This window comes from Hydrogenophaga sp. (genome assembly GCF_048549895.1).
In the GTDB taxonomy this organism is placed as follows: domain Bacteria; phylum Pseudomonadota; class Gammaproteobacteria; order Burkholderiales; family Burkholderiaceae_C; genus Hydrogenophaga.
Window position 1 is genome coordinate 1 of sequence record NZ_JBLYYB010000090.1, and the last position, 6,529, is coordinate 6,529.

General features: G+C 54.1%; 6 protein-coding genes. 5 read left to right on the forward strand and 1 reads right to left on the reverse strand.

All coding sequences use genetic code 11. The features are described 5' to 3' along the window. Positions 1–232 (forward strand): hypothetical protein (locus ACN4F8_RS09775; protein WP_419473406.1); only part of this gene is annotated, 232 nt, incomplete at its 5' end. A gap of 48 nt (positions 233–280) precedes the next feature. Here ACN4F8_RS09775 and ACN4F8_RS09780 read toward each other — a convergent pair. After that, on the reverse strand, positions 281–532 hold the full coding sequence (locus tag ACN4F8_RS09780) for a hypothetical protein (protein WP_419473407.1): 252 nt from the start codon (positions 530–532) through the stop codon (positions 281–283). 188 nt (positions 533–720) lie between these two features. On the opposite strand from ACN4F8_RS09780, the gene ACN4F8_RS09785 reads away from it, so the two are divergent. The 4 genes from ACN4F8_RS09785 to ACN4F8_RS09800 all read left to right on the forward strand — a co-directional run. After that, entirely contained in the window at positions 721–3,075 is a 2,355-nt protein-coding gene (locus ACN4F8_RS09785; RefSeq protein WP_419473408.1) for an AAA family ATPase, read from the forward strand. Continuing rightward, complete coding sequence (locus ACN4F8_RS09790) at positions 3,072–5,000, forward strand: UvrD-helicase domain-containing protein (protein ID WP_419473409.1); 1,929 nt, start codon at positions 3,072–3,074, stop codon at positions 4,998–5,000. Before ACN4F8_RS09785 ends, ACN4F8_RS09790 begins: the two co-directional genes overlap by 4 nt. 396 nt (positions 5,001–5,396) lie before the next feature. Beyond that, on the forward strand, positions 5,397–6,326 hold the full coding sequence (locus ACN4F8_RS09795; RefSeq protein ID WP_419473410.1) for a hypothetical protein: 930 nt from the start codon (positions 5,397–5,399) through the stop codon (positions 6,324–6,326). Further along, a partial coding sequence (locus ACN4F8_RS09800; protein ID WP_419473411.1) for a nucleotidyl transferase AbiEii/AbiGii toxin family protein occupies positions 6,319–6,529 on the forward strand: 211 nt, incomplete at its 3' end. The genes ACN4F8_RS09795 and ACN4F8_RS09800, both read left to right, overlap by 8 nt.

Sequence of the window (6,529 nt, forward strand, 5' to 3'; positions counted from 1 at the left end):
CAACGGAAAAATTGTGGTGGTACAACACCGCCGAATTTCAGACCCTGAACTGGGTGGGCAATACACCATTAAACGCTACAAAAGCGAGAAGCATTTTGGTGACGACGGCGTGGTGAACAGCGTGGTTGTGTTGAAACCGGAATCGACAAATGACAAGCATGAAGCGATTGTACTGAGTGCTGAGGATGCAGAAGAAATGGTTGTGGTGGCGGAGTTTTTGACGGTGGTTTGAGTTCGCGAAATGTGTGTAGTGTTAGGACAATTCAAACCATTAGATACATCAGAATAGAAAAAGATCTAGTTTTTCAAAGGCATTATAGCCAGTAGCTGACGTGAGGAATGAAATGAGTACTAGCAAAAACCAGAAGGTTTTTTCGGCAAAAGACTTACTTGAAACACACAGGAGCCCACTTAACCCTACAAGTTTATTTAACGGCATGATTTTGGCGGGACTACTTGAAGAAAAAGAATATTTATCGTCCACTGGCAGTGGAGAAATTAAGTCGTATCTATCACTGACAAACCAAGGCATGAGATTTGGAGTGAATCGTGCATCTGAATATTCTCAGAAAACAGACATACGCTTTTATACATGTACATTTAAAGAATTACTAGTTTTGTCGTCAAAGGCCATCTTGAATCACTCAGAGAATATTGAGTAACACGTAAATATTCACATGATTTTTCTCGCGAACAAATATATATAAGAGAGAGTGTGCGATGCATATAGAATTCGTCGAGATATCGAATTTCAGAAAGCTCTTGTCAGCACGCGTAGATCTGTCGCCCCGGACGACCCTGTTCGTAGGTGCGAACAACAGCGGCAAGACCTCAGCCATGTTGGCCCTGCGTCGCTTCCTCACACCGCGCCGCTGTCCATTCGATATCCACGACTTCACGTTGTGCCACTTGCGAGCGCTCGTGGACATCGGCGAAGCATGGCTTCAAGCGCACCAGGCAGGTGGGGTGACAGACCTCACCCTGGATCCCTGGGTGCACGCTCTGCCGACCTTGGATCTGTGGCTACAGGTCGAGGAAGACGAAGTCCACCGAGTCCGAGATTTGGTGCCGCTTATGGAGTGGACGGGCGGACGGCTGGGAGTGCGACTGCGCTACGAACCCAAGGATCTGAACGCACTCTTCAAGGAGTTCATTACCGCGATCACCGAAGCCAATGCCATGCGCGCTGCGGCAGCGGCTGCGGCAGCTGCTAAGGCCGCCAGCGCAGCACCCGCTCTCAAGCTGACGGTCTGGCCCGAAACCTTGGTCGACTTCCTCACCAAACGGCTGAGCTCTACGTTCACGATCCGGGCCTACCCGCTCGATCCAGCGCTACTTGTCAACCCTGAAAGGCTGCGGGCCCTGCCACAGACGCTTCCGACGTCAGCAATGCCGATCGAAGGTGATCCTCTCAGAGACCTGATCAAGGTGCATGACATTCCCGCGCAGCGTGGCTTTGGCGAGATCCCGAGTAGCGTTGAAGAAGAGGGCGAACGGCAAACTTCGGCGGGCGGAACGCGCTTGTCGGAGCAGCTCAGGAGCTACTACGCCAAGCATCTGGATCCCGCTAAAGGGCCGGATCCCATGGACCTGGAGGCTCTTCAGGCCATGGAGGCTGCAGAGGACGCATTCGACGCTAAGCTGGCGGAGAGCTTCAACGAATGCTTCACCGAGGTGGCGGGCCTGGGGTATCCGGGCGTCAGCGACCCGCGACCGCGCGTATCAACACGTTTGCGTGCGATCGACGGTTTGAACCACAGCGCGGCGGTCAACTTCGAAGTCGACGTGGTGTCGGATGCGGGCGCGGCCACGCCTCTCCTGCTGCTGCCGGAGGGCAGTAACGGGCTGGGCTACCAGAACCTCATCTCGATGATCTTCCGGCTGATGAGTTTCCGCGATGCCTGGATGCGTGTAGGCAAAGCCTCCAAGGGTTCAGAAGCAGCAAGCATTGAGCCGCTTCACCTGGTGCTTGTGGAGGAGCCTGAAGCCCACCTACATGCGCAGGTGCAGCAAGTTTTCATCAAGAAGGCCTACGAGGTACTGCGCCAGCGCCCGGAGTTGGGAGAAAGCGCCGCCCTGCGCACACAGCTGATCGTCAGCACGCACTCGAGCCACGTTGCGCACGAAACGGCGTTCGCTAGCTTGCGGTACTTCCGGAGGCTACCGGCTGGAATGGTGGCCAAGGTTCCGGTGTCGACTGTGGTTAACCTCTCGCAGGTGTTCGGAGAAGGCACGGAGACTGAACGCTTCGTCACCCGGTACTTGCGTGCGCAGCACGCTGACCTGTTCTTCGCCGACGCAGTGATCCTCGTCGAGGGTCAGGCCGAGCGCATGCTCATCCCCAACTTCATTCGGGCTCACTACAAGGTTCTGCATCAGAGCTATGTCACCTTGCTGGAAATTGGCGGTAGCCACGCCCATCGTTTGCGTCCGTTGATTGAGCATCTGGGCTTGTTGACGCTGATCGTCACAGACCTGGACAGCCTGACAGCGACAGGCGGTTCATCAGTCCAACCGGCTTTGGGTGCCGGCCAAAAAACCAACAACGCTACCCTCAAGACATGGGTGCCAGCACTGGACGACATCGACGCCCTCATCGGCGCAAAGCCTGCAGCCAAGACGATTACAGATGCCAGAGACACGCTGTTCGCCGTGCGCGCGGCGTACCAAACGCCCGTTGAGATCACGATGCCGGGCGCTGCAGCCAAGGAGACCGCCTACCCCTACACGTTTGAGGACGCACTTGTGTTAGAGAACCTGGACTTCTTCGCAGCGTTTGCCGGCCCTGGACTGAACGCCAAGTTCCGGAATGCCATCGCCACGGGTGGCGGTGCAACCGCGGTTGGTGCCAGCATGTACACCGCGCTTAAGGGCGGCAAGAAGGCGGAGTTCGCCCTCGACGTCTTAATGGAGAACAACTTCAACAAGCTGAAGGTGCCACAATACATCGCCGAGGGTCTGGAGTGGCTGCTGGAACAGATGAAGAAGAAGCAAGTGGAAGTCTTGACGACAGCGACCACCACGGCGGTTACTGCAGCAACCGCCACGAGCTCAGGGCCGGGGGCGACACCATGACAGCAGCCGACGATCAATTCGACGCCGAGGCCGATACAACGATCATCGAGTGTCTTGACCTGGACAAGCCAAGAAGCTTCTTCCTTTACGCAGGCGCCGGATCAGGGAAGACGCGCTCATTGGTCAACGCCGTCAGAAGGACCATCGATGGCAAGCACGGCCGACAGCTAACTCTGACAGGCAAGAAGATTGGCGTCATCACCTACACCAACGCCGCCTGCGACGAAATCAAGCAACGTCTTGAGTTTGACCCTCGGGTAGAGGTCATGACGATCCACGCGTTCTCGTGGTCGCTTATAGAGGGCTTCAACGCCGACATCCGTCAGTGGGTCGCGAAGAACCTCGAAGAGGAGATTGCTGAGCTTGAGGAACTGCACAAGAAGGGACGACCCAACACGAAAGCGGGCGTTGAACGGTTACGGTCCATGGAGAGCAAGCGTCGCCGTATGGCGCGGCTGGATTCCATCGTCAAGTTCATTTACAGCCCGACCAGCGACAACCGCACGAGTGACTCATTGAATCATTCGGAGGTCATAGCCATGACAGCTGCCTTCCTGACCAGCAAGCCTGGGCTTCGGCGGATGTTGGTCAGCCGATATCCGGTCTTGCTCATTGATGAGAGCCAAGATACAAACAAGGTGCTCATGGACGCGTTCCTGCATCTGGAGGAGGAGTTCCATGGACGGTTCAGCCTAGGACTGTTTGGCGACATGATGCAGCGCATCTATTCGGACGGAAAAGAGCGGCTGGACAAGGCCATCCCGGCTAGGTGGGCCATGCCACGCAAGCGTATGAACCACCGGTGCCCTTCTCGCGTCATCGATGTCATCAACAGCATTCGCCACGATGTCGATGGCGAGGTACAGGTCCCACGCAGCGACGCTAAAGAGGGCGTGGTGCGAGTCTTCATCGCGCCCCAAGCGGGCGCCGACCCCTTCGCCATCGAAGCGGCGGTGCGCCAACGTATGGCGAAGTTGACTGACGATCCGGCCTGGCAGAACTCTGAAACGGTGAAGACGCTTGCCCTTGAGCATCTGATGTCTGCTCGGCGATTCGGCTTCGTGCAATTCTTCGAGCCGCTTTGGGCGATCGAGAGTCTCAGAACGAGCTTGCTCCAGGGCGCAGGCGCAGGTCTTGGTTTTTTCATTCGGGACGTGTTGCCACTAGTCAAGGCGCTTCGCGCAAACGACCGGTTTGGGGCCACAGCAATCATCAAGGCGACATCGCCGCTTCTGGACTGTGCAGTGCTTCAAGCGGCTGGATCAAATCAGGTCGCACAACTCGGCAAGGCCAAGGCGGCGTGCGACAGGCTTCTTGCGCTGATCACGGAATATCCTGAGATCACTGCTCAAGCGGTGCTCGAATTTGTTGCGGAGACGGGTCTATTTAGCATACCGGAAACGCTGGTTCCGTTCGTTCCCTGTGATACCAAAATTGTAGTGCCCGAGGACAACTCAGGTCATGGTGTTCAGATAGAGAGCGCCGAAGATACCCAAGCAGAAGACGAAGACACTAGTCCCGAGCTGAGCGCATGGAGCAAAGCGCTTGAAGCCCCTCTGAACCAGATCGAGCGCTACGATTTGTACGTGCGGGGACAGTCGCAATTCGGGACGCACCAAGGCGTCAAGGGGCTAGAGTTCCCGCGAGTGCTAGTTGTGATCAACGATGGCGAGGCGCGGGGCTTCCTTTTTGCCTACGACAAGTTTTTCGGCACCAAGGAGAAGTCAAAGGCGGATCTTGAAAACGAAGCCACTGGCCGAGAGACCGGGGCGGACCGCACCCGCCGTTTGTTCTATGTGACCTGCAGCCGAGCAGAAAAGAGCTTGGCTATCGTTTACTACTCGCCTGATCCAATTTTGGCTTGCGATGCCATTGTCCAATATGGATGGTTCGATCAAAATGAGGTTGAATTAATTAGTAGCTAACTCGCCCCTATTCTATAGACTCGTTGGAGGTCCGCTTCAACACACTGCACAGAAGAGGTATGCAATAAAGTTGAAGGACTTTTTCCACCAACAAGCCGCCCTTCACCTCAGCTCAATAAAATACTCCAATCATTTAAAACAGCCCTCTTGCTGTAGCCCACCTACCCATGCACCAGCTTTTTCACCGCGCCCAGTTTCAACGTTTCACCTCCCGATCTAATTCGAGCAAGTCTGCCCAGTGCCTCCGCTTCAAATTCAGCTGCTTTTGAATTTGCTTTCATCATCTCTACTCACCCTATTTGACATCACCACCCCAGCACTAAGCGAAATAAAAAACCTTTTTGACAAAACTACGCCATGCGTTTAACATCCGTCCTAAGGACGGATGTTAAACGCATGGCAAAAAATATTAAAGTAATTCAGCCCGAACATATAGCCACAGCCATTGCTGCGCAGCTAGCCAAACACACTGGCCCAGCTGTTACGCAGTATGAATTGGCTTGCCTGGTATATCAATGCCTGCCGAATAAAAAATCAACAACCCCAGCTACAAAAAAACAACTCGAAGAAGTCTTAGCGTTACTTCAACAATTCCACTTAATACGCCCTGTTGAACCCTTTGCTGAAACACGCGGGTTCCAGCTGTTTGGGTATGAACGCAGCACGGCAATTGAACTTGTATGTAGCCTGGATCCTTTCGCGTATGTGTCACACCTTAGCGCAATGGAACACTACGGCTTAACCGACCGCTTCTCGCAGTTGGTTTATTTAACACGGCCAAAAGCTTCTGAATGGGCAGCATTGGCCAAGGCAAAAATGAACCGCGATCTTGGGCAGCAAACTGAAAATTTTCTGAAGCTGGGTTATCCAAAACTAATTCGCCCTACTTTCAAAAAACTGTCTGGAATCACTGTGCATCTGCTTGAACGTTCAAACCAGGGCGCCTTTCGCACCGCAGCACACAGCAACCTGCGCGTCGCAACAATAGGCCGTGTGTTTCTGGACATGCTTCGCGAACCCGTCTTTTGCGGCGGCCTGCAACATGTTGTAGACATTTACAACAACCATGCAAAAAAATACTTGGCATTTGTTGTGGACGAACTGAACACCCACGGCGCACCGATCGACAAAGTACGGGCTGGCTACCTGCTTTCCGAGGTTTGCAAGCTTGACCACCCCGCTTTTGACGATTGGGAAAAGTTTGCACAACGAGGCGGGTCCAGAAAACTGGATTCCGAAGCCGAATTCGAACCCTTTTATTCTGAGCGGTGGAAGCTATCGATCAACCTGCCCTCTTTATTGAACAACGAGAACACTTTTGAATAAGCAGATTGAAACCCTGAATGTAGCCGAATGGGTTGCCAGCGCACCCCTACAGCAACAAGCTTTTCGGGAAGCTGTTCATATTGTGCTGTCGGCAATTGGTAGCAGTGCGCCCCTTCGAACGCAAATGGTGATGAAAGGTGGCATGTTAATGGCCATTCGCTACAACAGCACCCGCTTCACCCGCGACGCCGATTTTTCTACCA